This window comes from Microbulbifer sp. NBRC 101763, assembly GCF_040371615.1.
Lineage (GTDB): Bacteria > Pseudomonadota > Gammaproteobacteria > Pseudomonadales > Cellvibrionaceae > Microbulbifer > Microbulbifer variabilis.
In genome coordinates this window covers 808,344-833,760 of record NZ_BAABQV010000001.1, presented here as the reverse complement: position 1 = coordinate 833,760, position 25,417 = coordinate 808,344, and the positions used below count along the sequence as shown (strand labels likewise).

The 25,417-nt window shown below is 48.7% G+C and carries 22 protein-coding genes; 14 read left to right on the top strand and 8 right to left on the bottom strand.

The genetic code is table 11. The features are described from left to right. The first annotated feature begins 89 nt into the window (after positions 1–89). Positions 90–890, top strand: a complete 801-nt coding sequence (locus ABWV76_RS03800; protein WP_282950768.1) for a potassium channel family protein — start codon at positions 90–92, stop codon at positions 888–890. Positions 891–1,006: 116 nt separating this feature from the next. Here the strand turns inward: ABWV76_RS03800 and ABWV76_RS03795 are convergent, their stop codons facing one another. Then, on the bottom strand, positions 1,007–2,074 hold the full coding sequence (locus ABWV76_RS03795) for an FAD-dependent oxidoreductase (RefSeq protein ID WP_353375266.1): 1,068 nt from the start codon (positions 2,072–2,074) through the stop codon (positions 1,007–1,009). Positions 2,075–2,460: 386 nt separating this feature from the next. On the opposite strand from ABWV76_RS03795, the gene ABWV76_RS03790 reads away from it, so the two are divergent. Both ABWV76_RS03790 and ABWV76_RS03785 read left to right on the top strand, forming a co-directional pair. Continuing rightward, the gene (locus tag ABWV76_RS03790; RefSeq protein ID WP_282950770.1) at positions 2,461–2,829 is read left to right on the top strand and encodes a putative quinol monooxygenase; all 369 of its coding nucleotides are present in this window, start codon (positions 2,461–2,463) and stop codon (positions 2,827–2,829) included. 469 nt (positions 2,830–3,298) lie between these two features. Beyond that, positions 3,299–3,853: a hypothetical protein gene (locus ABWV76_RS03785; RefSeq protein ID WP_282950771.1), complete on the top strand. Its 555-nt coding sequence runs from the start codon at positions 3,299–3,301 to the stop codon at positions 3,851–3,853. A 369-nt stretch (positions 3,854–4,222) separates the two neighbouring features. Here the strand turns inward: ABWV76_RS03785 and ABWV76_RS03780 are convergent, their stop codons facing one another. From ABWV76_RS03780 to ABWV76_RS03755, 6 genes are all read right to left on the bottom strand, one after another. Next, positions 4,223–4,510: an NAD-dependent epimerase/dehydratase family protein gene (locus ABWV76_RS03780; protein ID WP_353375467.1), complete on the bottom strand. Its 288-nt coding sequence runs from the start codon at positions 4,508–4,510 to the stop codon at positions 4,223–4,225. A 492-nt stretch (positions 4,511–5,002) separates the two neighbouring features. Next, entirely contained in the window at positions 5,003–5,491 is a 489-nt protein-coding gene (locus tag ABWV76_RS03775) for a hypothetical protein (RefSeq protein WP_353375265.1), read from the bottom strand. A 317-nt stretch (positions 5,492–5,808) separates the two neighbouring features. Then, complete coding sequence (locus ABWV76_RS03770) at positions 5,809–6,087, bottom strand: hypothetical protein (RefSeq protein ID WP_026305307.1); 279 nt, start codon at positions 6,085–6,087, stop codon at positions 5,809–5,811. A 120-nt stretch (positions 6,088–6,207) separates the two neighbouring features. Further along, positions 6,208–9,903: an efflux RND transporter permease subunit gene (locus ABWV76_RS03765; RefSeq protein WP_353375264.1), complete on the bottom strand. Its 3,696-nt coding sequence runs from the start codon at positions 9,901–9,903 to the stop codon at positions 6,208–6,210. Between the two features lie 16 nt (positions 9,904–9,919). Further along, complete coding sequence (locus ABWV76_RS03760; RefSeq protein WP_353375263.1) at positions 9,920–10,948, bottom strand: efflux RND transporter periplasmic adaptor subunit; 1,029 nt, start codon at positions 10,946–10,948, stop codon at positions 9,920–9,922. Between the two features lie 78 nt (positions 10,949–11,026). Further along, positions 11,027–12,349: a TolC family protein gene (locus ABWV76_RS03755; RefSeq protein WP_020415176.1), complete on the bottom strand. Its 1,323-nt coding sequence runs from the start codon at positions 12,347–12,349 to the stop codon at positions 11,027–11,029. A 368-nt stretch (positions 12,350–12,717) separates the two neighbouring features. On the opposite strand from ABWV76_RS03755, the gene ABWV76_RS03750 reads away from it, so the two are divergent. From ABWV76_RS03750 to ABWV76_RS03705, 10 genes are all read left to right on the top strand, one after another. After that, positions 12,718–13,425 carry a TVP38/TMEM64 family protein gene (locus ABWV76_RS03750; RefSeq protein WP_020415175.1) on the top strand — a complete coding sequence of 236 codons (708 nt, stop codon included), beginning with the start codon at positions 12,718–12,720 and terminating at the stop codon, positions 13,423–13,425. Continuing rightward, on the top strand, positions 13,425–15,668 hold the full coding sequence (locus ABWV76_RS03745) for a hypothetical protein (protein WP_353375262.1): 2,244 nt from the start codon (positions 13,425–13,427) through the stop codon (positions 15,666–15,668). Before ABWV76_RS03750 ends, ABWV76_RS03745 begins: the two co-directional genes overlap by 1 nt. Beyond that, positions 15,665–16,939, top strand: a complete 1,275-nt coding sequence (locus tag ABWV76_RS03740) for a glycosyltransferase (RefSeq protein ID WP_020415173.1) — start codon at positions 15,665–15,667, stop codon at positions 16,937–16,939. Before ABWV76_RS03745 ends, ABWV76_RS03740 begins: the two co-directional genes overlap by 4 nt. Before the next feature lie 9 nt (positions 16,940–16,948). Further along, positions 16,949–19,372, top strand: coding sequence for an endonuclease/exonuclease/phosphatase family protein (locus ABWV76_RS03735; RefSeq protein ID WP_020415172.1), 2,424 nt, complete (start codon positions 16,949–16,951; stop codon positions 19,370–19,372). A gap of 193 nt (positions 19,373–19,565) precedes the next feature. After that, positions 19,566–20,249 (top strand): Bax inhibitor-1/YccA family protein, encoded by a 684-nt coding sequence (locus ABWV76_RS03730; protein ID WP_020415171.1) that lies wholly within the window; start codon positions 19,566–19,568, stop codon positions 20,247–20,249. A 26-nt stretch (positions 20,250–20,275) separates the two neighbouring features. Beyond that, positions 20,276–20,707: a sulfurtransferase complex subunit TusD gene (tusD, locus tag ABWV76_RS03725; protein ID WP_353375261.1), complete on the top strand. Its 432-nt coding sequence runs from the start codon at positions 20,276–20,278 to the stop codon at positions 20,705–20,707. Positions 20,708–20,709: 2 nt separating this feature from the next. Next, on the top strand, positions 20,710–21,072 hold the full coding sequence (gene tusC / locus ABWV76_RS03720) for a sulfurtransferase complex subunit TusC (protein ID WP_020415169.1): 363 nt from the start codon (positions 20,710–20,712) through the stop codon (positions 21,070–21,072). A 1-nt stretch (position 21,073) separates the two neighbouring features. Then, a complete protein-coding gene (gene tusB, locus ABWV76_RS03715) occupies positions 21,074–21,367 on the top strand; it encodes a sulfurtransferase complex subunit TusB (RefSeq protein WP_020415168.1) in 294 nt (97 codons plus the stop codon). 8 nt (positions 21,368–21,375) lie between these two features. Continuing rightward, positions 21,376–21,711: a TusE/DsrC/DsvC family sulfur relay protein gene (locus ABWV76_RS03710; RefSeq protein WP_020415167.1), complete on the top strand. Its 336-nt coding sequence runs from the start codon at positions 21,376–21,378 to the stop codon at positions 21,709–21,711. Between the two features lie 184 nt (positions 21,712–21,895). Beyond that, complete coding sequence (locus ABWV76_RS03705; protein WP_353375260.1) at positions 21,896–22,936, top strand: Gfo/Idh/MocA family protein; 1,041 nt, start codon at positions 21,896–21,898, stop codon at positions 22,934–22,936. A gap of 74 nt (positions 22,937–23,010) precedes the next feature. Here ABWV76_RS03705 and ABWV76_RS03700 read toward each other — a convergent pair whose 3' ends face one another. Then, positions 23,011–23,415: a secondary thiamine-phosphate synthase enzyme YjbQ gene (locus ABWV76_RS03700; protein ID WP_353375259.1), complete on the bottom strand. Its 405-nt coding sequence runs from the start codon at positions 23,413–23,415 to the stop codon at positions 23,011–23,013. Positions 23,416–23,469: 54 nt separating this feature from the next. On the opposite strand from ABWV76_RS03700, the gene trmA reads away from it, so the two are divergent. Continuing rightward, positions 23,470–24,558: a tRNA (uridine(54)-C5)-methyltransferase TrmA gene (gene trmA / locus ABWV76_RS03695; RefSeq protein ID WP_020415164.1), complete on the top strand. Its 1,089-nt coding sequence runs from the start codon at positions 23,470–23,472 to the stop codon at positions 24,556–24,558. Positions 24,559–25,417: the final 859 nt, after the last annotated feature.

Here is a 25,417-nt window from a genome sequence, read left to right as displayed (position 1 = left end):
CATGACTAAGGGAAAAGCATGTTTTACTTACACATGGAGAGTCTAGAATAGAAATAAGGGCCTTAAACTAGAGATCATGGAATGGATAAATGACTCGTTTTCTTTCCTTCCTGACCTGGAAGAAAATACTTCTAGGTTACTTCTCAGTCATTTTTATTTTTGCTGCCATCTATAGTAGCTGCAACTCCTGCCTCAATGAGCAACTTGGCTTTTCAAAGAGTATCTACTTCAGCATCGTAACAATTACGACATTGGGATATGGAGAGATTTATCCGGTCAGCAAATTTGGCTTTCTGCTGACCTCCATGGAAACACTACTTGGAATTGCAACCTTCGGCTTACTTCTCAATGAATTCACCAAATATCAGTCTGCTCGTCAGGAAAAACTAAGACAAATTAAAAGAATTGGACAACTGAAAAATGCATACCACTATTTTAGGGTTCACATAGCTGACTACTGCACCACCGAAATAAAATCGGCAACACACAAAGAAAAAACTCCAGCACCGCATGACATGATGGGCTTTAGGGAATATCTTGAGGCCAATAACAAAGTAAATATCAATATTATCAAGCAAATACTACCAAGAAATTCCAGATTCCGACTAATGATAATGACTGAGTATAAAATATATGCCAGGCAAATAGAGCTGGCTTGCTTAAGCATAAACCTTCACGATACAAAGCTATTAGATTTCTTTTACAGCCATATAAGCCAATCTGTACGGCTTGAAGGACTGAGTAGCGCCACGGAAACACTATCTGAAATTATATTAAATTTAATCAACGACATTATGGCGGGCATAAGCCCAGATGGAGTCAGGCGCGATCATGATGTATATATGGACTATATCAATTCCCTAGAATCTCATGTCAGAAAGGAGCTTTAGACCATTAACAGTGTCGCTATACAAACTTTAAATATCTCCCACCAGATAGATAAGACCAACCAGCAACGAAAATTCTATAATGGCCATATTAGTGAATCAAACTTCAGTTCAAATGATTAACACTCTACAACAAACCGGCTGAGCCTTCTCTTAACAAATGGTGAGTACTTGGCTGCCACCAATACTGTATTGAACTCCATTCTTGCAACCAATGTTTTCGCAGTGACGATTTTTCTACCGCGCTCAGTGATCGCTATAACTTTTTTATCTTCCCTCTGCCGAAACTCTGAATATCCATCCAGCGGATTTCCAGCCATACGCTTAGCCAGCTCAACTGCATCTGCAATCCCCAGGTTCATCCCCCGTCCACCTACTGGGATGCAGCAATGAGCGGCATCCCCAACCAAATGTATCCTGCCCTTTGAATAGCTCTCAGCTTGGCGAACTGAGACTTTAAAAACACCCTCGCTTCGAACTTTGTGTATCTTCAGAGGCAGCGGAAATGCTTCCAAAGCATTCTCACAACTGGATACAAAACGAAAGCGGTTCTCTCTGATCGGCACAGATACCGCGACTAAACCCGGTTTCATCTGAGTTAAGGTAAATGTTTTTGAGTATGGCCAGTTTTCAACATCAGCTATTGACCATTTCTCTTTCAAGTCAAAACCCGGATAGGCAATATTGGCACATTCCCTGACTGCGCTGTGAATACCACCAGCCCCTACAATATAGTCGAACGTTTCATTCTCTCCATTGGAAAGTTCCGCCACTACCTGATTACCCTCTTTATTGAACTGTAAAAGTTCAAGCTGATATTCGACTTGAACCCCCATGGCCGATAAGGTTGCTGAGGGGACCATCTCTATCCTATCCTTGGGCAACCCCAGAATTGTAGGAAAATAAGAGGAGCAGGAATGGAGAGGCATTCTCATAACCAGGCGTGTTCCCTGATAAATGCGGGCTTCTTGGATAGCAATACCCTCCTCAATAAGCTGCCTGGAAACGCCTAACGGAGAAAGCAGCTCAAGGCTGCGAGAGGTAATACCCAGGGCACGGCTTAACGTTGACGAGCTATCACGTTTATCAATGATCCTTGCGAGAATGTGCCTACGGGCTAGTTCCACCGCAAGCGTAAGACCGTTAGACCTGCACCTACAATTAATACCTTCATAAAGTTCCGGCAAATTACCTCTTCAAAAAGATAGCACGATCAGCGGGGGGACATTCTGCAATTAACCTTACGAACCACTAATAGCTCATATCTAATAAAAGCTCAAAATATATTACCTGACTTACTCGTCATCCTTATTGGCCAGCTCTAGAGAGTGTCCTGTTTATTACCAATGAGTTTTGTAACTTCTCTTGACCGCAGTGATTAATTGCCTAGCACCTGTCCCGCAAAAGGGGTGAGACCGACAAGGAGATTTTTAAAGGACAAGAGCCATGTATCCAAAAGTCCCATCTAGAATACAGCTGTGTTAACACAGTTTTTAGGATACCAAGAGCACTATTTCTCACTCTCTTGGCAAATGTGTAAGTAGTAATGTCTTTCGGTAATGAGGTAGCGGGCATGTTTAACAATGTTGGTTGGATTATCGAAGGGAAGATCAAGAAAGGACGTGAAGCCGAATTTAAAGCTATCGTCGATGAGATGGTAGATGCAACTAAAAAAGAAGGTGGGACATTGAACTATCAGTACTATGTGACTGATGATGGGAAAGTGCTTATTTATGAACATTTCAAGGACTCGGAGTCCGCTCATAAGCACATAGATTCCTGGGATGCCTTCGCCGAACGGTGGATGGCGGCTGCTGAGCCAACACGCCTTGTTCACTTGGGAGATATGCCCAAGGAGCTGAGAGAACGCCACTCAGGCTTGAAATCGATCCTGTATCATCCCTATGCAGGCTTTGATCGTTCCGAGGGAAAACTCCACTGAGTTCAACACAACCTAATTTTACCTGACAAAGTTTCACCAGTCTGGTCGGTTGCTTTATTAAGCACAACCAGCTGGTGAACATAACCATTACAACAAAAATTAGCCTTTGCTATCTTTGTTGAAGGCGTTCCAGCTCTTGTTAGAATTGTTGGCTTTATCATTCCCGACCCATGATTTTCTGCCCTATATATCACCGGTAATTTGTCATTCATCACCACTGAGCACTTAGTAGTTGTGGTACTTGATGCCGTTAACAGAGGACGGAAAAGTGGGCTATGCGGCTATGCTTCAGAACCAGTAATATGGCAACTCCACTAGGAGCCCACCCCTTCCCAAGCCTGAAAGTACAAATCTTGAGCAATTAGAGTTCCACAACTAGACGACCAAAAAAGAGGCTTAATTCCTGCATGCGACACCAAATATGAGATAATCCCTTGCCATGAAATATCCATCGCATCAGGGAAGGTATATGACCAAGCTCGCAATCACTCTGACGGCTCTCTTGTTAGCCGGCTGCAGTGCGACAACAAGCCTTACACAGAAAAGCTCTGCCGAGGTCCGGCAGGGCGTGACAACAATACACAGTACTATTGGGAACCCTGGAATCGCCTACAGTGGCCCTCCAATGCAGGCGACCACTGACGGTTCAGACCTCAATTTGGTCTACTACGAACTCCGTGCTTTTGAGCCTGAAACTGGCGGTTCCATCCGTTACCGCTTGGTCATCGATATAACTTATAGGGCAAGTTGGCGTAACTACGTATCCGCAACCTTTAGTGGTAGAACAAAAGTCAATGTGACCCAATTAGAGAAAAGCGTCCTTAACTGCACAGGTGTTACCACTTGCATGCTCGAAGAGACATTAGAGGTTCCTGTAGAGGAAGAGCAAATAGTCAGCGCGCTCAAGCGCAGAGAGTCCCTCAGGGTGAAGCTCAGGGCAAAGTCGGGTCACCGCTCCGTAGTTGAGGTCCCAACATCCTACCTAATGGGCTTTTACGCTGCTATTGTAAATCGGCAGGGGTAAGCGCAACTGGGGCCGCGCAAACCCTATTCGCGGCCTATTCTCCCCCCCCCTCTGGGCACGACCTGGCTATCTCGCCCGCACAGTCTTCTTTAACCCCTTCTCTACCGTTTCTGGTGGCCTCCAACCTAACAACCTCTTTGCTTTTCTTTATATTCACCCGTAGGGAACCGCATAATCGCTCAGCCATAGCTCTTTTTCCAAGCAGAGAAAGCCCCATAATCAACAGGGACTTTGTCACTGGTACCAGTCGGGAACGGTACCCCAAAGCGTTTGAAAGCCGGGTTAACAAGTCGGAGAGTGACATGTCCATATCATCAGAAACCAGGAAGACCTGGTTTGCAGCCTTTTGGAGCGCAAAACAAGTAGTGATCAGGTTATAAACAGAAACCACAAACTATGACGGTTATCTATTGCACCTAGTGATAGAGGTAAACCCCACTTGAGCCAGGACATCATCGATTGAAAGTTCGCTTTCACTTCAGGCCCATACACTAACGGAGGTCGGATAAGCACTACCTCCATTCCAGTCTCCTCGGCCAACGCCAATAGGGCATCTTCTGCTTCTTTCTTGGAAATTCCATAGGGATCGAAAGGGTGATGCCCTTCATCTGCATTAAAGGAAGCCCGGCCCTCAGCAGATTCCCCATTAACCTTGATCGAACTCAGTTAGATAAAACATCTTACTCCAACAGAGGCTGCATCACTGGCCAGCTTTAAGGTGACCTCAACATTAACTTTTCGAAACTCTTGAAGGGGGGGCCGCAGAAACTTCCTGCATCACATGCACCCTGGCGGCAGAGTGAATCACCACATTAATATTCTCCAGAGCCCTACACCAGTTAGTTTCAGCACTCAAACTGTCTATCTAAAAGCCGCCTTCCACTGCCTGACGATATACCGGGGTTACGGTATAGCCCTTCCTCCTTAAAGTCGGCAATAAGGCACTCTCCACAAAGCCACTGGCCCCAGTTAATAGTAGATATTTTCCAAAAGACCACTCGCGCCCAAAAAATAGTATTTGTTTGTTAGTTTACCTTTGGGCTGAGAACAAGTCATCGTGTGGGACAAATCGGGATTTGCTATGACAGCTCATACGAGGAATGTAATTAATAGAAGGAGCTACAGAATAAGATTCATTTAATACATAGATCAGTGAATATCGGAAAAGTCTGTGTCACAACTACGTCGTCGGTTCCTTTCCGCATTCTTCAACCGGGCCCTTACATTTTCCAACGCCCGTTCGTGGGGTTCGGCTGTTTCCCAAGTACCCCAGCGCTTTTCCCAGGCTTCACGAGCGCGTAAGCAGGAGATAGCTTGGTGGTAGTGCCATTTTGCCTTATTGCAAGAAGAGAGCCCCTTTGGCGACTTGCGATCACAGATATGATGATAACGCTTATGGGCCATTTGTGCCTTAAAGTCCTTCTCAGTCACAGCATCGAAATGCCTGATTGCCGGCGCTCTCTGGCTGCGTTGTTTAGCTACATTCCCAGAGGAGCGAATTATTACAGCTCCCAATAATTCCGCCGAGGCATATCGGGAGCAACTTCTATCAAGGCCATGATAAGTGAGAAGTGACGGGGATATCACAACAGTTTCCAGGTCTAACAGGCCGGCGTGAGCTTCCAGGCAACTGATCAATGGCCCTCTCCCTTCTACCTTTCTACAATCCTCAAGACTTGCAGTACTGGCAAAAAGTGCAGGAGTAAATAACACGGTTAGAAATACAATAAAAACAGCGATATGGGCACTCAGAACTAGCTTTGTGCCCAATCCAATTGCTGATTTGAAAAGTCCTAGGCCCCGGGTTATCGGGGACTGAAAGCTGGTTTGCGATGGCCGTGGATAAGCCAGCAATAGGAAAACCCTCCGGAGCTATCCATATTAGAATTTCAAGCGAAAATTCTAGTGTCTAGGGGTAACGTTTCCAAAGTAATTTAGCTCTATCCGGCTCTCCACTACATATGCTTCTTCAGTTCCTTATGGGTTAGTACCGGGGTTACCCAGATCTCTGCTCCCAGCACCGCAAAAAAATTTTCATTGTAGGCCATTAATTTATCTTGGCGTTTTTCCTCAAAGATAAAAATTGCTGCCCGCTTACCATCCTCTAGAAAGAAGAATGACGACTCCGGATCTGCTGAAGCGACAAATTCATTGAAAACAGCAGACATGGATTTGTCAGCTATAGAATTGTTACCTGGTTTTACCGGTATCAGAATTTTCATTAGAAGGCGCATGGAGAATCCTCACATTTTTGTGTAAAGAGAACTGGGTCCAAACATAGCTAATGCCGATAGCGTCAAGCTGCAATCGGCGACAATTCCCTATATTTATACTTTACGGAAAAAATGAGAAGATTAAGCTGTCACAGGGATGTCGCCATCTCCTTCCTTTACACCGCGCTCCTCCCAACGGATCCACTTCAAGTCCACGACCATGATCGTATACAAAACTGGCACCAACAGCAGCGTACCGCAAGTGGCCAGGATCAAGCCGCCAATCTGAGCAAAGCACAATGGCTGCCACAGAGGACCGCCATGGACAGCCAGAGGTACCAGAGCAAAAGTAGTAGCTGAAATAGTGATCAGAATTGGACGCAAACGCATAATGCCGGCATCCAGCAAGGCTTCGCGGAAAGGGTCACCTGCGGCATGACGAATTTCAATAAAATCAAATAACACTATGATATGGCTGACGATTACTCCCACAAGACTGACAATGCCCAAAAAGGCCATAAAACCAAATGGCTGACCAGTTACATAAAGAGCCAGTAGTGCGCCCACCATTCCAAGTGGCACCGTAGCAAAAACAACTAATGGTTTAAGCAAATTACTGAACTGAAATACTAGAGCCAAAAATATTGCACTGGAAGAGACACAGAGAATCATCAGCAGTTGCAGAAATCCATGTTTCGCATTTGCCGCGTCTCCAGAGACTTGCAACTGGTATCCGCTCGGTAAAGTATTTTCCAGTTCATCTAGTTCATCTTTTACATCTGCCATAATATCAGAGGAAATAAAACCGGCATATGGAAAAGCAAAGACCGTTATTGTTCGGAATTTCTCAAGACGATGAATTCTCTCAGTTCTAAATCGGATACTTGTTTGTGCTACTTGCTCTAGTGGCACCCGAACATCGCTATCTGCAGAGAAGACATAGAGGTTATTAATATCTTCAAGCTGACCTCTCTGATCCAACCGTAAGCGAGCGACAATAGGTATTTCTTTATCTCCCTGTCGCAAGGTAGCCACTTCTGTGCCATTAATTCCGGTTGAGGATGCGAGTGCTATATCTGCATTGGTCACACCAGACATTGCTGCACGATCCTCCATTACATTCAGAAGTAAAGTCAGGCTTTCACCTGACCAGTCCTGGCGAACTGTTCTCGCATAAGGCGACTGCTGCACTATTTCTTTTACTTTTTCAGCTGTCTGGCGAAGCAAGAGGATATCTTGCTCTTCCTGCACTGAACCAGTTGTAACACGCCCGGAAACCCTAATTGCAAATGGATAAGTCACTGGAGTAGTTTGCAACTGGCGCACATCTAAATAGGCACCTGGAATATTTTCAGTTAGCGCCTGCTGAATCTTAGGGGCCAGCACCGGAGTCAAATCTTTGTTACTCAGCCTGATGATAATTTGTCCGTAATTAGGCTGCTGTTGCTGCGGGTTAATTGTATACCAGAATCTCGGCGCCCCTCCACCAACAGTAGTACTTAGGGCTTCCAAAATTGAGTCATCTCTCCCTATCTCTTTCTGATATTGGGCAATTGTCTCACGAATAATCTGCTCCGCCTTATTTGCCACACTATCTGTAGCATCAATGCTGGCATCATTTTGCAACCAGATATCCACATAGGAAAGATATTGAACATCATCTGGAAAAAACGCATTTTTAAGCTGGCTTTTTAATGCAAATCCACAAACTAGAATAACCGTGGTGGTCAGTAGAACTAGTTTTCGATGATCTATTGCCCAACCAGCCAAACGATAATAGTGACCTGTAAGGCCTTGCTTACGCTTCAGATCAAGACTCAGCTCTTTGACTTTTGGTGGTCGCAATATAATGTTGGCAATAAATGGCAAAAAGGTCATGGAGACAATTCTCGACGCTATCAAAGCGCAAGCCATTACAACTGGCAGACTATGTAAAAAATCTCCCTGATTACCGGTGAGCAGCAGGAATGGCAAATAGGCCACCACATTGGTCAATGTTGCAAAGAATATCGCTTTTGCAAGCAATGTTGGCCCCAACCAAGCGGCTAAAAATGAAGGTTTTCCTGCCGCCATTTGTCGTTTGATTGCATCCCCGGCCACTACGGGGTCATCAACCAACAGGCCAAGTGCGATAATAAGCGCGGCAATTGATACCTGCTGGATGTCCACGCCCATAAACTGAATAAAACCAAAGGTCATGGCCAAGGTTATAGGAATTGAAATCATTAATAATACTGCTGAGCGCCAATCTGAAAATCCGATGAAAGCAACAATTACCACGAGGATAATTGCTTCAATTAATGCCTCAATAAATAGACCCACACTCTCTTTAACCTGGCGAGGCTGATCGGACACTCTCTCAATGATTAAATCTGGAGGCAAGTCGACTTTAACCCGCGCAAGGACTTTATCCAGAGCTTTGCCAAGTTCACCTATCTGCTCACCATCTAACATCTGCACAGACAAGTTAATACTGCGGTGACGGTGCCAATTACCCTGCTTATTTTTATAGATATAATAATTGAGTAAAGTCGGCGGTGATTCATAACCCAGCGTAACATCAAGAATCCCCCTCAAATATACCGGGGTTCCATCCTCACTTAATGCAACAGGGACATCGCCAATTTCCTTATAATTATTAAAGTCTCCACTGGGAAATATAGGGATGTCCATATTCTCTACAGTTAGAGTACCCCCGGGTATTATATTATTCCTGGCATTCAAGATTGGAGCAATCATATCTGGACGCAAATCATAAGAAGCCAGCCGCTCCTGGGAATAAATCAAATTAACCTGTTGATGTAATACACCTGAACGCAAGACACGCTTCACCTGAGGAAGTGTGCGAATATTCGCCGCAACAAGCTCCGAAAAATCATCCAGCTGCCGATAGCTATACTTAGCTCCAGCTACCATAGACAAACGAGCGCGAGTGCTAGCTAAATCCCTTACAATAATTGGCTGCCATGCGTCAGGAAAAAAAGTTTGTGCGCTCAATCGCTGAATTAGAAATAATTTCCTGGCTTCTGCAAGTTGCTTATCGCTTTTATCAGAGAAAAAATCCACACCTACAAAACCTGGGCCATGGAGTATTTTGAAATCGGTCCCGTAGCCCTCTAACTCCATCCAGTTAGAAAAAACTTGAAGTGCTGCCTCTGCATTAATACCCGCAACAGAAAGTGGTAACGCGACTACCATACTAACACGCTGACCTACTTCTTGTTTCTCTTTCTCCTTGTTATTACTGGCATTTTTAGCGCGAATTTTAGATAGGGCTTCGCGAATAGTCTTAGCACGTAAAGCTATTTCATCCGCTCCCGCTGGCGGGCTAGCAACAGCCAACAAAACTGCAGCAGTATCACCAAATTCAGTATTCAGCTGGGTAGACTCTACACCAGCAGGCAAAGTATTTTGCGCATCAATTAGTTTCAAGTTGAGGTCGTTAAAAGCTTTTGTGACATCCGTATGAGGAGCAAGCTGGGCTTGCACCATGGAAATACCATTTAAAGTTAAGGACTTAACTCCAAAAGAGCGAGCATCAGGCTGATACAAATATTCACTTTGAGCAATAGCATCTTCAATTTGTTTGGTAACTAGCTCCTCTACCTTGACCGCACTTTGTCCAGGCCACGTGGTTGTTGCCATTGCAATACGAACAGGAATATCTGGATCTTTGCTCTTCGGCATAAAAAAATAAGCGAAAATCCCCCAAAGCATGACGCCTACTAAAAGTGCCCAGGAAATAGAGGGGTTATCAACAAAGAAGCGAGCAGTATTAAATCTATGCTCACTCTCCGCTTCAAGTACTTCCTCTCTTGTTTTTTCATCCTGATACAAGTTTCTCAACTCCTTATCAAGGCACTACTCTTACCTTTTCACCATCCCGCAGCTGTGCAGCCCCATTAGAAACAACTCGCTCCCCCATCGACAGGCCATCCAAAATAACGATACTATTGCCAAGAACGGGACCAGGAGTTACCCTTCTAATTCGCGCCCTAAGTATCTCTTTCTCTAATTCAAGAACATACACAAAGAATCCTTTTCCTTTGACTGGATTCGTTAACAAGCAGGAAAGTGGTACAACCACCCGATTTGATGGGCTTTTTCGTTTTGCCAATGCAAGAGACATCACCATGCCAGTTTTTAGCTCTGCATTTGAGTTAGCAACAGTTACGGTGACAGCAAAAACCCTAGTACGAACTTCCGCCGCTGGAGAAACTTCAGTTACTATACCGGTAAAGATTTTCTCAGGTAGGGATTGTGTGCGCATTGAAAGAATGCTGCCTAGTTTAGTATAGCTAAGCACTACATCTGGCACAGTAAAAACCACTTTCACTCTTGAAGTATCAGCAACAACAAACCCCACTGCTTGTGCATGTACTAAGCTGCCCACTTCTATCTTGCGCTGTAGAATTATTCCCGTTAATGGTGAACGTAATACAGTATCGTTCAGATCCTCCTTCGCTTTATCCAAGTGTGCTTTAGTTCCAACCACCGCTGCCTGAGCTACTTCGAACTCTTCACGCGCGGTATCGTAATCTGGTGCAGTTATACTGGCTGTGGCAAATAATGCTGAAGCGCGCTTGTAATCTAAGTCCGCCTTTCGGCGCTCCGCCTCAGCCTTACTTACATTGGCTGCAGCTTCAATTACCCGATCCCGGTACTGCTCATCATTAACTTCCGCAAGTATCTCTCCCTTTGTTATGTGGTCCCCGGCCTGTAAAATCCGAATTTCTCCCTGTGCCTCGCGGGTTGGAATATCTTCTATATAACCCTCTGTCCTAAATGCCACATCCACTTGAGTGTAAGGATTGACTACAGCTGAATAGGGATACCCTTCAGCACCGCGCTCAGTGCGCGCTACAGCTACCTGAACAGGCATGGGCTGCTTTGCAGGCGGTTCTCCATGGCAACTTATAAGCAAAAATGTGAAAAAAAATAAGGCTAAAGGTTTAAGCACTTAAACTTCCCCCAATGCCTTTTCATACTCTGCAAGGGCACCCCAAACTGAAAGTACAGCGCCGTTGTAATCGCTATTGGCTCGATCAAGCTGGGTTTCCGCCTCCAGCACATCGGTCAATAATGCGGTTTGCTCCCGATAGCGATTAATCATTACCCGGACTTTTTCCCGGTAAGCCGCTTGAAGATCACGTGCAACTTTTACAGATTCCTGCGCAGTACGCAGCTTACGGAGACTCTCCCGCACCTCTATCTCAATACGATTACGTACCTCTGCCATTTGCACCTCAGCGCCCGCAATTTTGCTCGCGCGACTTGCCAACTCGTCCCTCTTCCTCCCCCAGTCATAAAATTCCCAACGCATATCCAGGGATACATAAGCTTCAGCATCTGGAATCAAGCGTACGTTGTAAAGTTTGAGATAGCGAAATTGAATATCTATATCCGGTATATATTCCGATTTTTTGATGTCATAACTGTATTCGGCTTTTTCAATTGCCAGCTGTGACTCAATAAAGTCAGCCCGCTGTTCAAAAGCCAACTGAAGTGATTCCCCCATATCAAAGAGAGCCGGAGGGGGTACCGAAAGGTGCTCAATACTAAACGGTGTTTCTACATTTCTGCCAAGTAACGCATTTAACCTCTCCTTGGCGGTAATCATCTCATCAACACGCCGTTGACGCTCTAGCTCTCGCTGAGCAAGCCGGGCTCGCACATCCAGCAATTCATATTCCAAAGCCACTTGCTGGTCGACATAATTCTTAACCAAATCACTCAAGGAACTAAGAAAAAGTATGGACTCATCTATGGCCTGCAAGTCTCCGAGTATTTTCCCCACCTCGAAGTACTGCAATTTCACTAAATAGGCCACATCCTGTTGGGTCCACCGCACTTTTTGTGCCGCCATTTCGGTACTCACGTAACCTTCACAGATTTCCAAAGCAATGGTGTACAGGCGGGTTAAGGGTTGGCGGACCCCGAGTGAAACCAACTCGGTCGTTCCCTCTTCAGAGGTAATTTCGACATTTACCGGTGGAATAGGCCCAATTTCTGAATCGGGAACCAAACTGCCCTGAGGGAATGTATAGTTTTGAGTAGTAAGGTTATGCTCCACAGCTGCATCCAGTTGAAGGCGTGGGTAACGACGGGTTTTGAGCGCTTCGACCATATCTCCAGCCTCATCAACTTCCAGCGCAGCGCCCTGCACTCGCAAGTTGGTCCTAATTGCTGTTTGCACAGCTTCATTTAAAGGAAGCACGGGCTCGGGGGCAGAGCTCCAGGCAGCGCCGAAGAATATCCATATTGCGAACCCGCCCTTGAACAACGATCACCCCTATTCCGGCAACGGCACAAAACTGGTCAATGCGCAAATAATTAAGATCGAATAAGTATATGTGCTGATCGCCTTGCGCTAAGCTGTGGGGCCCATCCCTACGCCATCCTGTTGTCGCCCTTTTTAAATTTCTTTTCGCAATTATGGACTTAGCTTTTATTAGGCTGGCTTATTTAATATCTCATGGCGACGCCAGTTCTTTTCTAACGGGAATAGGCCAAAAAATAGATGGGTAATCGCTAAGAGGTCAATTCCATCACTGTCACGCCACAAGGAAGTTTCACCTGCCGTTATCCATTGGCTAGGCTAATAACTGGCGGCAATCAAAACCGCCCGTTGTTGGTTCCCCGAGCAGTTCTATGGCGGCGAAGTTTCTTCCAATAGTCGTTTTTTTCATCTGCCTGATCGCCGTGGCTGGGGCACTGAGCCTGATTTTTTATTTTGATTTGGATGAACGGCTGATAGAACTACTGCAATGGCTCAATGAACGGGGTTGGCAAACCAGCCTTCTCTATATCCTCATCGTGGCCGCAGCAATCGTTTTACTGCTACCCGGCGTGATCTTCACCATGGGGGCTGGATTTGTTTTTGGGGTTATTAAAGGCACTATCCTGGTGGTGGCCGGCACAGTTCTCGGCGCCACTATTGCTTTCCTTATTGCCCGCTACCTGTTTGGTGAAAGGCCATCACGCTGGGTGATGTCGCACATCAAGCCCGCCACCATTGGCGAGGTCATCCGGCGGGAGGGCTGGCAGATGATTATGCTGACTCGCCTGGTGCCGCTGTTTCCATTCAAGCTGTCCAATTACTTTTTCGGCCTGACTCCGGTGCGGCTGAGGGATTTTATCCTAGGCAACACTCTTGGAGTGATTCCCCTCACCCTACACAACGTCTATGTGGGCTCTATCGCCGCGGATCTAGCCTCACTTGGCAAAGTGGAGGAACGCACCGCAGTCCAGTGGACGCTCTACATCATGGGGTTTGTTCTCGCAGTGATCGCCCTGATCGGCCTGACTCGCATGGCGCGGCGCGCATTAAAACGAATCGTAAAAGAAGAGGACCTGTGATGCCCTGGATGAAATGGTTACCGTGGCGTTTCTTCGTTCGCAGATTCGCAACTGCCCACGGTTTCCTTGACCCGCTTACATTAATGGCACACCTGCAGCGCTTTGCCGAGCCCTCTGAGGTCAGCGAACCAATTGAGCTGTTGCGTGCTGGGGCAGTCTTTCATGCCCGCGCCCTAATCAACAGTAAGGTTATCCAACACAACCTGGATTGGGTCTGGCCATACTGGATCCAGCGCCAATTCGATCCAAGGGACAAGTCATTCATCCCCCGCGCTTTTTCCATTACTCACTGCAACCTCAGCCACCGCAACTGGACGGCAGTAGGCCTACCAGACTGCGATGAGTTGCCGGTTATCGACCCTCGCGGCCTACTCACTCCCCATTACGATGGCTGGTCCATCGATGCTTGGGTAATCAGTGATACAGGCGATGTGCTGACTCCCGCCAGTCTCACCTACTGCGAGCAACACCAGGAGCTAGGTGACGATATTTCGGTGGTGACAGAATCAGCCCTAAAAAGCCTGAAATTGCGCAACTGTATCCGGGTTGAGACCCGACATGGAAAACCCCACTGCGTGATGGATCTCACTGCCAGCTGCCGTGATAGCGGATGGTTATTGGTGGCACTGCGGCCTTGCAATCCCGAAGGAGTCAGCTTCGTGCACAAGGTAAGCCTGGAAGAGAGCGGAAGGCGCTGGCTAATTGAGGACCAGCCCGCTGTTGAATTCGGGCAAGCAGTGGACAAACACTTGGCATCCAACTATCGCGGAGGCGATATCTATTTGCACCTGAAGGATGAACAGGGATGTATGTCTGGTGAGTGCGACGTTGGAATGGCCACGGCAGCGGCCATGTTCCGGATTGAACGACATAAGCCACTCAAACTGGATGTATCCATTCCCCTAGGAGAGGAATCTCATACAGGCCAGCCGTCGAAAACTTGGAAAGAAAGCCTAAAAGGGCATTGTACCCTGCAGGTCCCGGATAGGGACTTCCAGTTCTTATATGATTCGGCAATCCGCACATTGATCCTGCACTCTCCCTGTGATGTCTACCCAGGGCCCTATACCTACAAGCGTTTCTGGTTCCGTGATGCGGCCTTTATGATTCAATCCCTATTGTTCGCTGGGCTCACCAGTAGAGCCGAGCGAGCCCTGGATCAATTTCCCCAGAGACAAAAACGCGATGGTTTTTTCCACTCCCAGGATGGCGAATGGGACTCCAATGGCGAAGCTCTATGGATTTTCGACCTCTATTGCCAGCTGAGTAACAGACCACTAAAACAGGCCTGGTGTGAACCAATACTGAAGGGGGCGCGCTGGATCATCAATAAGCGCCTACCCAAGGACGGAAGTCTCTGCGCCGGTCTGCTTCCCGCCGGATTCAGCGCAGAGCACTTGGGCCCCAACGACTGCTATTACTGGGATGACTTCTGGGGAGTGGCTGGTCTGCATGCCGCAGCTTCAATCTGCACCAGGGAGGGCATCGACGATAACGCCCACCGTTTCAATACCGCAGCCGGTGACTTTCAAAACACCATTGACCGCAGCCTTGCCGAGGCGCAGAAGAGAATTGGCCGCGCAGCAATGCCCGCCTCTCCCAATCGCCGCCTGGATGCCGGTGCCATTGGCTCCGTTGTTGCCGGTTACCCCCTGCAACTCTATCCAGCGGATGATGCCAGGCTCACTGATCTAGCGGACTTCCTGATCAATAACTGCTTTGTCAGCGGAGGTTTCTTCCAGGACATGATCCACTCGGGGATCAACGCCTACCTGACCCTGCATATCGCCCAGGTCTTGCTGCGTGCCGGCGACCGGCGCTGCCTGGACCTAATGCGTAGTGTGGCACAGCTGGCCTCCCCCACAGGCCAATGGCCGGAAGCCATCCACCCCCATTCCCTAGGAGGCTGCATGGGGGATGGTCAACACGCCTGGGCCGCAGCTGAATGGATAGCAATGCAACGGAACTGTTTTGTTCGCGAGGAGCAGGATGCCCTAATCCTGATATCCGGGCTACCGCCTGAATGGCTCAAGGATACTTCTGCCAGGAAGCCTATTCTGTTCGGCCCAGCACCAACCCGGTTTGGCGTCATCTCCCTGGAAATTACTCCTGGCGCCATCCCGAAAGTATCCTGGAAAGGAGAATGGTACGGAAAGGCACCGGCTATCGCCATCAAACCCCTCGGCTTTTCACCCACCCTGGTTGGCGAGGGCCTGAATTCCGTAGAGTTGAAAAGTCCATGAACATCGTGATGTTAACCAATACCTACCTGCCCCACGTCGGTGGCGTGGCGCACTCGGTCGCAGCATTCAGCGAAGAATACCGCAAGCGCGGTCACAAAGTGCTGGTTATTGCCCCGGAATTCGCCGAGCAGGTAGCCCGCGAGGAACATGTATTACGGATCCATGCGATACAAAACTTTAACGGTAGCGACTTCTCTATCGCTCTACCTTTTTCTCTCGCCCTAAATGAAAGGCTCGATGACTTCAAACCGGATATTATCCACTCCCACCACCCCTTCCTATTGGGCCTGACGGCACTGCGAATTGCCCGCGAACGAGAATTACCGCTGGTTTTCACTCACCACACACTATATGAACACTACACCCATAATGTGATGGCCAGCTCCCCGGTTGTTAAGCGTTTCGCCATAGAAATCGCTACACGCTACGCTAACCTTGCCAACCTGGTACTCGCTCCAAGTCTCAGTGTTGTGCGGCTACTGCATGAACGCGGCGTACGGACGCCTATTGCAGAGGTGCCTACTGGAGTTCACGTGGAAGAATATTGCGGCGGTGATGGTAGGGGTATCCGAAACCAATTGCATATTCCCGACTCAGCATTTGTAGTGGGACACCTCGGCAGATTTGGCCAGGAGAAAAATCTGCCTTTCCTCTGTGAAGCAGTAGCCCGCTTTATGCACGACCGGGAAAATACCCACTTCCTATTGGCGGGAAGTGGGCCACTGGAAGATGACCTGCGTGACTTTTTCACCCAGCAAGGCCTGTTACAACGTGTACACATGCCAGGCAAGGTTCTCGGTACATCACGGCGAGATATGTACGCCGCCATGGACACCTTTGTCTTTTCCTCAACAACAGAGACTCAGGGCCTTGTCCTGTCTGAAGCAATGGCCAGCGGGGTTCCAGTCATAGCTCTGGAGGCCAATGGAACCCGGGAAATGGTCAAGGACAGAATCAATGGACGGCTACTCAACAACACCGACCTTGAACATTTTGTCTCTGCCATTCACTGGCTACATGACCTACCTCCGGGAGGCCGCAGAGAGTTAATTTACCAGGCGGTAAACACCGCCAGGGATTTCTCCATGAGAAGCTGCGCCCAGCGCGCGCTTGACCTTTACCAACCCCTGGTAAAAAACAATACCCAGCCAAGTCGGATCCACCCAAATCAATGGGGAAGGATATGCAAGTTAATGGGGGCACAGTGGGAAATTATCGAAGGCCTAACCGGAGCCGCTGGGGCAGCACTGAGGCAGGCACCGGAGCAGTAATCCCGAGCAATGTTAAGCCGTATTGGACTCTCCGTCAGGCGTTGGCGCCGTCGCTTCAGTCGCAGTGAGTGGATTGCCTCTCTACTGGGTCTCTCCACCAGCGGACGCCAACCCCATGCACCGGGGCTGATCCTGATCCAGATTGATGGACTGGCTTACCCCGAGTTACTCAAAGCTCTGGCCAGAGGCCGCATGCCCTTCCTAAAACGGTTGATCCGGAAGGAACATTACCGTCTAGAACATATGTACCCTGGAGTTCCCTCCACCACGCCCGCTGTTCAAGCGGAACTCTTCTATGGAGTGCGCCAGGCGGTGCCCGCCTTCGGCTTTCTGGTACACGAGACCCAAAAGCTTGGCCGCATGTACGATCCGGAAGTGGCTGCATTAGTCGAAAAAAGGATCAATACCCAACAGCGCGACCCACTTTTAAGCGGTGGCAGCTGTTATCTCAGTCTGTTCCGTGCCGGAACCAAAACCGGTGAAGCCCATTTTTGCCCCGCCGACCAGGGCTGGGGACCCGCACTGCGCAGTGCCAGCCCACTAACCATCTGCATACTGGTGCTCAGTAATCTATGGAGCCTGATTCGCACCGGCGCTTTGATCGTGGTGGAACTGGTTCTTTCCCTCATAGATTGCGTACGCGGTTTAATGCAGGGGCAAAACTTCATAAAGGAATTGATGTTTATCCCAACGCGGGTCGGCATCACAATCCTCACACGAGAGTTTTGTACTATGGGCGCCAAAGTCGATATTACCCGCGGCCTGCCCATTATTTATGTCAATCTACTGGGTTACGATGAGCAATCGCACCGCCGCGGTCCTCGCTCGGCTTTCGCCCATTGGGTACTGAAGGGTATAGACGATGCCATAGCGCGTATCTGGCGCGCTGCCCATGCCTCAGACCGCCGCCACTACGATGTATGGATCTTCTCCGACCATGGCCAGGAACAAACCCAACCCTATGAGGAGCTGTATGGCCGCAGCCTTGGCGATGCCCTTTCAGAAATCCTTTCCGGACTGCCAAAACCACCACGAATCGAGCCAGGCCAGAGTAGACGTGGAGTCCAGCTGGAGCGGGCGCGACTGTTTGGCAGCGAATGGATGGATAAGGTTGAACTTGAGCGGGCGCCGGAACAAGATGCCAGTAAAACCCCGCTGGCACTGACCGCCTTGGGGCCCCTGGCAATGCTCTACAACCTGGACCTGGATGGTAACAGCCGCGCAGATGTGGCACGCATGATTGTAGAGAAGGCCCACGTGCCATTGGTGCTCTACCGGGTGGACCCAAGTTCTCCCTCATCCCCTGTCCACGGCTGGTGGAAACATGGCCCGGTGAGTCTGCCAAAGGATGGCCGCGAGCTGATGGGGGACGAGCACCCCTACCCCGAACAGGCTATCGACGACATGATCAGCCTTTGCAGTCATCCGGATTCCGGCGATTTCATGATGTATGGCTGGTGTTCCAGTGAAAAACAGCCGCTGACATTCGCTATGGAAAATGGCAGCCATGGCGCCGCTGGCCCCAACGAGACCCATGCTTTCGCGCTGATGCCAGAGGATATCCAGCCACCAGATCCGGGGCTGGGCTACTGGCGCCCGCAGGATCTACGCTCTGCCGCCCGGGCCTATCTGCGTGGCGCACGTCCGATGAAGCTGGACGAACACAGGTCGCCAGAAAGTACCCTAAGAATCATGACCTATAACGTACACAGTTGCCGGGGTGTGGATGGCACCCTCTCCCCGCAACGTATAGCCAGGGTAATCGCCCGCTACCGCCCAGACGTGGTGGCATTGCAGGAACTGGATGTAAAGCGTAAGCGCAGTGGCGGCCTGGACCAGGCGGAACGGTTGGCGCGACTGCTGGCGATGGATGTGCACTTCCAGCCGGCAATCAACCTCAACGAAGAGCGCTACGGCGATGCCATCCTCACCCACCTCCCGGTGAAACTGGTCAAGAAAGGGATACTGCCAGGCCCCCCTAAAGGTAAGGGGCGCTTGTTTAATCCAGCTGCTGATGAACCCCGCGGCGCAGTCTGGGTGGAGATTGAGCACAACGGCAGCAAGATCCAGATCATTAACACTCACCTTGGCCTCTCCAGAGCCGAGCGATTGCGTCAGGTGGATGCACTGCTGGGGCCTGAATGGCTTAGCAACCCACGCTGCAAAGGCGAACGCATCTTACTGGGTGACTTTAACGCCCTACCGGCCTCGGCGGAGTGTAAGCGCCTCGGAGGTTACCTGCGTGATGCTCAAGAGCAGGCCCCCCGGCATACACCTAAAGGTACCTTCTTAAAAGTGCGAATTGATCATATTTTCCTGAGCGCCGGCTTTGCAGTAAAAAGGGTGCGTGTTCCCCGTACTGCCCTCACCCGTCAGGCCTCTGATCATCTACCGTTAATCGTGGATATTGAGCTGCCTTTTCGACCCTCGTAACGTAAATCCCCTTGAAAAGGCCCACTATGCCCCTATTAATTGCAGGAGAAGATTCGACTAAAACCCTGTAAAAATTGAGGTTTTTCGAATTTAACAAGAATTATAGCCAGCGCTTAAAAGGGATTTCCCGACTTGATGGTCCCCACCGCGAGCTATATGATTCCGGTATCGATTAAATAGCAGGAGTCGCTAAATGCAACCACAAGCTTATACAAATACCCGCGCACTGGACCGCTCGGAATCGGCGAAGGTGTTGCGCAATACCTACGCCCTTTTGGCAATGACTGTACTTTTCAGTGCCGTCACTGCAGGAATCGCCATGGCCGTTGGCATGGGCCGTGGCATGGGCTTGATCTGCTCACTAGGAGCCCTGGCCCTGATCTGGTTTGTACTGCCGCGCACCGCAAATTCCAGCGCCGGTATCGGCGTTGTTTTCGCTTTCACCGGCCTGTTAGGCGCTTCCATTGGCCCAATGTTGAACCACTACCTGGGCCTAGCCGGGGGTAGCCAGATTGTTATGCAAGCCCTTGGCACCACCGCACTGATCTTCTTTGCCCTTTCCGCCTATGTGCTGACAACCCGCAAAGATTTCAGTTTTATGGGTGGCTTCCTGTTTGTAGGGCTGATTGCCGCCGTAGTTTGTGGCCTGGGCATGGTGATTGCCAGCTTCTTTGGCATCTACATGCCGCTGGCCAGTGTTGCCCTGAGTGGGGTTATTGCCCTGCTGATGTCCGGCTTCATTCTGTATGACACCAGTCGTATCATCAACGGTGGTGAAACCAACTACTTGATGGCCACTACTTCCCTGTACCTGGACATCCTGAATCTGTTCACTGCTTTGCTGCACATCATCGGATTCGCTTCTTCCGACGACTAATCAGCAGCTGCTGTTGAGTCAATACTATGCCCCGCAGTGCGGGGCATTTTACTATTTGGCCCGCTATGAAGTTTTCCTTGGCAGTCTACTCTGCGCCCCACTCAACCCAGTCCGCCGCAAGCGCATTACGCTTTGCCAAAGCCCTGCTTTCTGAAAGGCACGAAATCTACCGGATTTTTTTCTATTGCGATGGCATACAAAATGGCAATAGCATCGCCGCGCCCCCCCAGGATGAAGCCGACTTAACCGGCGAGTGGCAAGATTTACAGCGGCAATACAATCTTGACCTTGTTATTTGCATCGCAGCAGCGCAGAGGCGCGGCGTGTTAAGCCAACGGGAAGCGGAGCGACAGGAGAAGCTATCAGCAAACCTCGCAGAAGGATTCGAGTTGGCAGGCCTAGGCCAACTAACTGATGCTGTAACCAATTCTGAGCGGCTTGTAACTTTTGGAGGCTAATCATGGGTAACAAAACTCTCGCCCTATGCCGCACGGCTCCCTACGGGAGTGCTTTGGCTCGCGAAGGTCTCGAAGCAGTGCTTGCATCAGCCGCTATGGAGCAGGAAGTAGACCTGCTATTTATCGGTGACGGGATATTCCAGTTGCTGGGCAACCAATCGCCGGAAGAAATCCAACAAAAGAGTCAACGCCGAAACCTGCTGGCACTCCCTATGTTTGGACTGGAACAATTCTATGTTTGCGCAAGCAGTCTCGCAGAAAGGGGGGTTAAGCCCAAACTGATAGAAATTCCTGGAGTAGAGATCAAGACAATTGAGCAGCCGGGCGCTTTAATTGCCTCTTACCAATGTGTATTGAGCTTTTGATATGACATTACATTTAGTCAGTAAATCTCCATTCAGCTCCAGCGCCTTGCGGGACTGCTTGCAAAGCTTTGCCGAAGGAGATGCGTTACTTCTAATCGAGGATGGCGTTTATGCCCTGCGCCATGATGCTTTGCAAACACTACAGAATTCAGCCGTTTACTGTCTGGAGGCCGATGCCGCAGCACGCGGCCAGCGGGAGCTGGCGGCAATTGTGTCAGGTATCAAAATGATTGACGATGCTGGCTGGGTAAAACTCTGTACTCAGCATAACCCCATCGTCAGCTGGTTCCGGTAGAAGTTGAAATGAATCACTTATCAGCTAATGGTAAAGAAATTCCCCTAGATAAAGAGGGCTATCTGCGGGACCTCAAAGATTGGAGCCCCGATGTAGCAGAACAGCTGGCGGCAGCCGAAGGCATAAAGCTGACAGATGCCCATTGGGAAGTTATCGAGCTGTTACAGGACTTCTATCGCCAGTTCGACCTGTCTCCCGCCATGCGTCCCCTGGTGAAATTTATCGGCCAGCACCTGGGTGCAGACAAAGGTCGTAGCATCTACCTGATGCAGCTTTTTCCACCAAGCCCAGCCAAGGTAGCCAGTAAAATCGCTGGCCTACCCAAACCCACCAACTGCCTGTAATTCCTACTATTCAACTTCTAAGAATTCAGACCAGGCCAACTATCTCCAACGGCCTGGCCATCTAGGCAGGCTGATCATAGCCCTCTCATACAACACCTCGCACAACCTTGTTCTACACTGCGCTTCACAGCCACATCCTGAAATTACTCCGCAATTTTTAGCAAGACACCCAGGAATCTATGTTATGCCAGATATCCGATTCGGAATCGTCGGCAGTGGTATGATCGCCGGTGTAACAGCCAAGGCGATAGACCAAGCCACCGGAGCCAGAGCTGTCGCGGTCTCAAGTAAACACTTTGACAGGGCCAAAAAATTCGCCAGTGAACACAAAATTGCCAAAGTGTTTAAAAGCTGGCAACAGCTTGTAGAGGCAAGGGATATCGATGCTGTCTATGTAGCAACCCCAACTATCTGCAGGGAAGAGATTTGTCTGGCAGCCCTCAAAAATGGCAATCACCTGATTAGCGAAAAACCATTCCTCAATGGACTTTCAGCACACAGAATTGCCAATCAGGCCCAGTCGAGAGGGCTTGCCTTTATGGATGCCACTCACTTCACCCACCACCCGAGGACAAAACAGGTCATCAAGCAGCAACAGAAGTCTATCGGGGATGTTCAGCGCATATACTCCGCTTTCCTCTTCCCCTTTGTAGAACGCGACAACATACGCTTTAATCCAAAGTTGGAACCAACTGGCGCAATTGCAGATATCGGCTGGTACAACATGCGAGCTATCGTAGAGTTCTTGCGCCCGGCAGGAACAATCCAATCTATCGCAGGAGCAGTGAAACGCGACCAAGAAACTGGTGCCGTTATTAGCGGCACCGGCATGATCGAATTTTCCAGCGCTCAAACCTCAACTTTCGACTTTGGCTACGACGCTGGTGTGTGCGATATGGACCTCAACATCCTGGGAGACAACGGTCTGATTCAGCTCAATGACTTTGTCTTGGACTGGAAGGATAGCTTTGTATTTGGCAACCCCAACTACTCAGCAGACTTTACGCTACGACAAGGAATGGCAACTCCCAGAGAATTTGAACACTTTGCTGTTGACACCCAAAAATCCCAAGTCGTTTACATGATTGAACATTTTTGTCATATGGCTACAACTGAAGATATTGAGCTTCGCAACGCCGCTGCTGCACGCGCAATTCACACCCAGGAACTACTGGACCACTACTGCAGCTCGGTTGGAGTGACTCTCGAAACATCCAACTTTTAAAGGAAAAGGGAATGCAGACTGTGAAACTATGACCATTAAGCCACTAGCCAAGCAGGACCGCTCTTAGTCTCCAATCAAATGTGCAAGATTACTCGCCGATCTCCGTGATGGTGGCGATGCTCCCACAGATAGATACCCTGCCAGGTTCCCAACATCAGGCGATCACCCTGCACCGGGATTGAGAGGCTGGTTGCAGTCAAAGCGCACTTGATATGGGCCGGCATATCATCCGGCCCCTCCATGGTATGGGTGTAAAGGCGATCATCCTCAGGTACCAAGCGATTCAGCCACTGTTCCAAGTCCCTACGCGCACTTGGATCAGCATTCTCCTGAATCAACAGACTCGCGGAAGTATGCTGAATAAACAACGTACAGAGTCCTTCCCTTGCCCCTTGACAAGAGACCCAGTCAGTCACCTGATGAGTAAACTCATGTAACCCCTGCCCTTGTACCCTGATTGCTATCTCACCTATTGCCATACAGATTCCTATATAATTCGCGCCCGCTCCATTATTGAGACTACCGTATTCTATATGGCACTGTACCGCGTTAACACCAACGACTATCAAGAGCAGCTGAACAAGAAGGCCCAGCGCCTGAGTGAAGCTTACCGGGAATTCACTAATCTGGAGCCAGAGCTATTTCCCTCACCACCCATCCACTACAGACAGCGTGCAGAATTCAAAGTCTGGCATGAGGGCGGTGTAGCCTACTACGCCATGTATCGTCAGGGCGAGTACAAGAAGCCATTTATTATTGACGAGTTTACTGTCGGCTCAGAACTTATGAATAAACTGATGCCAAGGGTCCTGGCGGCCGTAAACAGCAGTGAGACTCTACGCAAGCGCCTGTTCTCCGCTGAATTTCTCACCACTCTAAGTGGTGATGCCCTGATTACCCTGATCTACCATAAAAAGCTGGATGAAATATGGGAACAGGAAGCCCGTGCACTGCAAGATAAACTCGGTTTCCCAATCCTCGGCCGCTCTCGTAAGCAAAAGGTGGTTTTGGAGCGGGACTATGTCACCGAACAGTTGGAGATAGGTGGCAAGCAATACCAATACAAGCAGGTGGAAGGTAGCTTTACCCAACCCAATGGTGAGATCTGCCGCTCTATGATTCATTGGGCCAAAAGCGCCTGCGGAGAAAGCGCCAATGATCTGCTGGAGCTATACTGTGGGAACGGCAACTTTACTATTCCGCTCAGTGAGAATTTCCAGAAAGTACTGGCTACAGAAATATCCAAAGTCTCCGTTAATTCCGCCCAGGAAAACATCCGCGCAAATCGTGTTAATAATCTGGATATTGTGCGCCTGTCCAGTGAAGAGTTTACACAGGCTATCGATAAAGTCCGCCCTTTCCGCCGGCTCACCGACATAGACCTGGACAGCTATAATTTCGATACCGTACTGGTTGACCCACCCCGTGCAGGCCTGGACCAGGAAACCTGCAAAATGGTTGCTCGTTTCCCACGAATACTATACATCTCCTGTAATCCAGAGACACAGCTGGAAAACCTCAAGTTGCTAAGTCAAACACATCACATTGAACGCTTTGCTCTATTCGATCAATTCCCCTATACGGACCACACTGAAACTGGATTACTGCTTGTACGCAAATAAAAAGCGAACACTCCAAAATTATTCGTCTCAATAAGTAAGCTTACCTTTTAGCGGGCTAGCCACAGCTCGCTTTTAAAATTTTACTCACTATCTCTCATAATTTAACACTTACTTTCCTAATCAATAAACCCGACAAAATGTGACTCCCTCTCTCGGCATCACATATACTCGTATCACATAGACTATCTTGATTAACCCTATCCTACGTTAATAACATTTTACGAAACCACCTGTTCCAAAATTTGGAAAAACCATTCATAAGTCACACTCATAACCTCTAAAAATTGATTGAAAAAGAAAAATAAACTCATTAGTTACAGATAAAAATTAATTTTGACACCGGTTTAAACACAGAATAACTTAAGACACCAGGCGACCGTGAAAAAAGCAATCTACTTTCTTAGGTGTTATCTAGCCTTATTGGACACAATCTTCTTAAGCAGCCAATAAACTAAGCAAAGCAACGAAATAAAAATAAATAAAATGGGAGATTTGAACCTTAAGATCATCACCTTGGTATTCTCGGTCTGATCGCGACCTCTTCAGCCAATCATAATGGCCACTGTGTTTCACTCCGAGTCACCAGTAAGATAGTTTGATACCTAGTTATGAATCGAACCACTGGACAAATCGATATCTTGCTAATGTTCCTCCGCAAAAACCATTGCCACTTTCCTAGTATATCAACCTCCTGTTTCAACTTAGGATTCTCTATCCCTAAACGCTGCACTTCAGAAAGTTCATTTTTTACTCTAGCGAATGCCTTAGTGAAATCCCTGCGTTCATCTACCAAAATCTTCACTTCCTGACACTCTTTTTCAACATCGTGACAGCATGAAGGAATGATTATCGAGAGTAT

Coding starts and splice junctions, on each gene's coding strand:
- ABWV76_RS03735 (WP_020415172.1), top strand. CDS start 16,949: ATGTTAAGCCGTATTGGACTCTCCGTCAGGCGTTGGCGCCGTCGCTTC.
- ABWV76_RS03750 (WP_020415175.1), top strand. CDS start 12,718: ATGGCGGCGAAGTTTCTTCCAATAGTCGTTTTTTTCATCTGCCTGATC.
- ABWV76_RS03700 (WP_353375259.1), bottom strand. CDS start 23,415: ATGGCAATAGGTGAGATAGCAATCAGGGTACAAGGGCAGGGGTTACAT.
- trmA (WP_020415164.1), top strand. CDS start 23,470: ATGGCACTGTACCGCGTTAACACCAACGACTATCAAGAGCAGCTGAAC.
- ABWV76_RS03730 (WP_020415171.1), top strand. CDS start 19,566: ATGCAACCACAAGCTTATACAAATACCCGCGCACTGGACCGCTCGGAA.
- ABWV76_RS03785 (WP_282950771.1), top strand. CDS start 3,299: ATGACCAAGCTCGCAATCACTCTGACGGCTCTCTTGTTAGCCGGCTGC.
- tusD (WP_353375261.1), top strand. CDS start 20,276: ATGCCCCGCAGTGCGGGGCATTTTACTATTTGGCCCGCTATGAAGTTT.
- tusC (WP_020415169.1), top strand. CDS start 20,710: ATGGGTAACAAAACTCTCGCCCTATGCCGCACGGCTCCCTACGGGAGT.
- tusB (WP_020415168.1), top strand. CDS start 21,074: ATGACATTACATTTAGTCAGTAAATCTCCATTCAGCTCCAGCGCCTTG.
- ABWV76_RS03790 (WP_282950770.1), top strand. CDS start 2,461: ATGTTTAACAATGTTGGTTGGATTATCGAAGGGAAGATCAAGAAAGGA.
- ABWV76_RS03760 (WP_353375263.1), bottom strand. CDS start 10,948: ATGCCTGTTCAGGTAGCTGTAGCGCGCACTGAGCGCGGTGCTGAAGGG.
- ABWV76_RS03740 (WP_020415173.1), top strand. CDS start 15,665: ATGAACATCGTGATGTTAACCAATACCTACCTGCCCCACGTCGGTGGC.
- ABWV76_RS03710 (WP_020415167.1), top strand. CDS start 21,376: ATGAATCACTTATCAGCTAATGGTAAAGAAATTCCCCTAGATAAAGAG.
- ABWV76_RS03770 (WP_026305307.1), bottom strand. CDS start 6,087: ATGCGCCTTCTAATGAAAATTCTGATACCGGTAAAACCAGGTAACAAT.
- ABWV76_RS03705 (WP_353375260.1), top strand. CDS start 21,896: ATGCCAGATATCCGATTCGGAATCGTCGGCAGTGGTATGATCGCCGGT.
- ABWV76_RS03800 (WP_282950768.1), top strand. CDS start 90: ATGACTCGTTTTCTTTCCTTCCTGACCTGGAAGAAAATACTTCTAGGT.
- ABWV76_RS03745 (WP_353375262.1), top strand. CDS start 13,425: ATGCCCTGGATGAAATGGTTACCGTGGCGTTTCTTCGTTCGCAGATTC.